The sequence below is a fragment of the Kitasatospora sp. NPDC101447 genome (genome assembly GCF_044767225.1).
In the GTDB taxonomy this organism is placed as follows: domain Bacteria; phylum Actinomycetota; class Actinomycetes; order Streptomycetales; family Streptomycetaceae; genus Kitasatospora.
In genome coordinates, this window is the sequence record NZ_JBIWNL010000015.1 from 10,404 (window position 1) to 13,356 (window position 2,953).

The 2,953-nt window shown below is 70.7% G+C and carries 3 protein-coding genes; all 3 read right to left on the bottom strand.

Annotated elements, in window-relative coordinates; genetic code table 11:
- Window positions 1–90: 90 nt before the first annotated feature.
- On the bottom strand, window positions 91–363 hold the full coding sequence (locus ACIRST_RS21950; RefSeq protein ID WP_402803711.1) for a hypothetical protein: 273 nt from the start codon (window positions 361–363) through the stop codon (window positions 91–93).
- 710 nt (window positions 364–1,073) lie between these two features.
- The gene (locus ACIRST_RS21955; protein WP_402803712.1) at window positions 1,074–1,676 is read right to left on the bottom strand and encodes a hypothetical protein; all 603 of its coding nucleotides are present in this window, start codon (window positions 1,674–1,676) and stop codon (window positions 1,074–1,076) included.
- A gap of 362 nt (window positions 1,677–2,038) precedes the next feature.
- Window positions 2,039–2,413, bottom strand: coding sequence for a transglycosylase SLT domain-containing protein (locus ACIRST_RS21960; RefSeq protein ID WP_350519594.1), 375 nt, complete (start codon window positions 2,411–2,413; stop codon window positions 2,039–2,041).
- Window positions 2,414–2,953: the final 540 nt, after the last annotated feature.

Genomic DNA, 2,953 nt, shown 5'->3' on the forward strand with positions numbered 1-2,953 from the left:
CGGCGGGCGCCGGGCGCGCCGCCCCCCCCCCCCCCCCCCCGCCCCCCCCCCCCCCCCCCCCCCCCCCCCCCCCCCACTTCTGAGTGAACGTCAGCGAGGGGAACCGTAGCGGAGATCCGTCAAGGCACCCGCCAGTCCGCCGAGCGCGACAGCGGGTACGACCGCGCTCCAGAGCTGACCGGCCATCGCTCCCGAGACCGCCACCAGGACGAGCACGGCCGACCCGACCGCCCAGGCCTGCGGCGATCGCGGCAGCAGCGGCACGGGCTTGCCGTCCCTCCGCCGCCGGGCCCACTTCACGACGAGCAGAACCACCGCCACCGCAAGGAGCGGCGGTGCGATCACATGCGCGGATATCCCCATGGCCTTCGCCCTTCTGGACTGCTAGTTGCAGTATCCGCCACCGTACTCGCAGGCCTGGAACGTCGGAATCTTGATTTCCACGCACTGGGCGAGGAAGGCCGTGCGTGCGATCGCGCACACTCGGGTGCGCATCGCCGGCGGCCCACAACCCTGGTGCCGGGGGCCGGTGATGGAGGGGACCGCGGCCCTGGGCAGTCGGCCGGCTGGGCCTGGCGCCGGGCCCGCTGCTGCCATGCGGTGTGCACGGCCTCGGCGACGCGCAGGCTCGGCTCCCGCCTCGTGATGCCGAACGCGTGGCGTGGGTGATGGCTCGATGACGACGAATCCGGCGAGCATGGACGGGGTCGAAGCGGGGTGGCAGGCAGTCGCGCTGACGGGCGCGCACGTCCGGTGCTCATTGCCCGCGAGGAAGCAGCCCACGGCCGTATCGACGGTTGAACGACGAACGGCGGGTGGGTCCGCGGCGTGCTGCCGGCGGTTGGCCGGGCGACGGGTCGGCGGTGTCGGGGGGTGGGGGGTGAGCTGCTAGTGTTCTGCTTGTTGCGAGGGAGATGATCTCTCGTCAGGCGTCAGCGGTGCTACCAGAGCACATCCTACTTTCAGTAGGGAGAGTCCGTGCGATCCGGGCCTGGCGCTCCATTGGTCGGACGAGGTCCGGTGCCCGTACGGGTGCCGGGCCTCGTCTGCGTTGGGCGGGGCCGGGTGGTGGGTCAGCACTTCAGGTGGGCGCTGGTGGTCGCCTGGTTGATGCCCTGGAAGTCGTTGATCCAGAACCGCACGTCGGATTCGGTGGGATGGGCCGTGCCGCAGCTCTGGTTGAACGGGTAGTCGATCGACCCGCCGGTGTTGGTCAGGTGCACGCGGCCGTAGGACGGGCTGTCGAACGAGTGCTTCTCGTAGGCCCAGTGAGATCCCTTGATTCCGACGAACGAGAATCCCCTGGCCTGGTCGGGCAGGTCGCGGAACTCGACGGTGAGGAACACCAGGGGGCCTTCGGTGTGGATCCGGGTGCCGGTGATCTGGATCCGGCAGAGGTCCGCGACGCGGGGGACGGTGGCGGGGAGCTGGGTGCAGATCTGGGCGAGCCACGCGCGGGCGACAGCCACCTGCCCGTGGAAGCAGTTCACGATGACCGTCCAGCTGCCGGCGTTGGCCACGGCGCAGGCTTCCTCGGGAGTCTGGGAGGCCACGCTCGGTACGGCTGCGGGTGTGACGCTCTGTGCGACGGTCGCGCCCGTGGTCTGGAGGCCCACCAGGGCCACGGCGGCGGCTGCGGGCACCGCGAGGGAGCGCCAAGGGCGAGGAATCTTCATCGGAAGTCCTCCGATTGTGCGTGTGGGATCGCGGGGAATGCCCGGCTTCGCGCAGGGATTCCTCACTCTCCGTCAAGAAGAGACTTCGTATAGAAACAACGCTAGCGACTGCACTATTGAGTGGCAATTGCAGAAGATTCAACAGAGGGGATCGGCGGAGGGATTCGGCCCGGGCTCTGGGGGGCGGTTGCGCAGGGTGTCCGGCTCGGTCTGGCGGGCTGGCGGGCTGTCAGGCGGTGGCTGGGCCGGGAACGGCGTGAGGGCCCGGCTCCGCGCGGTTGCGCGGAGCCGGGCCCTCACGGGTCACCCCGGTGACACCTGTCCGCCCCCGGGGTGGGGGGAGGAAGATGCGAGGTGTCGGCTTAGTACCAGTGGTGGGTCTGCCAGAAGGCCCAGGCGGCGTTCGGGCTGCCGTAGCGGGAGTTCATGTAGTCGTAGGCCCACTTGATCTGGGTCTTGGGGTTGGTCTTCCAGTCCGCACCGGCCGAGGCCATCTTGGAGGCCGGCAGCGCCTGGCCCAGGCCGTAGGAGCCCGAGCTCGGGTTCGTCGCCGTCACGTTCCAGCCCGACTCGTGGGAGATGATCTGGCTGAACGAGGCCAGCTGGTTCGCCGGGACGATCTGGGCGGCGATCGCCTGCGGGGAGGCGGTGGCGGCGTTCGCGGTGGCGGGCAGGACACCGGCGCCCAGGGCGGTCAGACCGGCGGCGCCGACGAGAACGGCGGCAGAGGTACGCATACGGAGCTTGAAAGCGGGCATGTAGAGCAGGACCTCAATCGGGTTGGGCCGGTGTCGCACCCCGTCTCGACCGCGGCCGGACAGGGGCCGAAACGGTCACGGGGTGTGACACGGCGCTTAGCCGCAACCGGCGGGACAGGAGCCGGTGTGGCTGACGACGAATGCCAAGGTGCCAGACCTCGGCAGCCCGTTCCAAGACCCCCTCGCTACGACCCGCCGTCGTAGCGAGGGGGCCTCGGAACGACCCGGGAAGAGCGTCCGCCTCGAACCCGCCGGCCCGCCCCGACCTGCGCGAACACCTCTCACCGGCCCGCATGGAAGGGTGCGGAACGGTGCGAAACGGACAGCACTACCCGCCGTCGTTCATGCCGTACCCGTGTGAGCACCCTCACCACCCACGGCCCCCGCACCGCCACCCACCGGCCCTCCCCCGCCACGCCCGGTCACCGCTGCGCCCGCGATCCGAGACGCGCACCACACCCGGTGGCGGGGAGGGGAGGGGGATGGACGGGGATGCACGGGGAACCGGGGGACGGACGT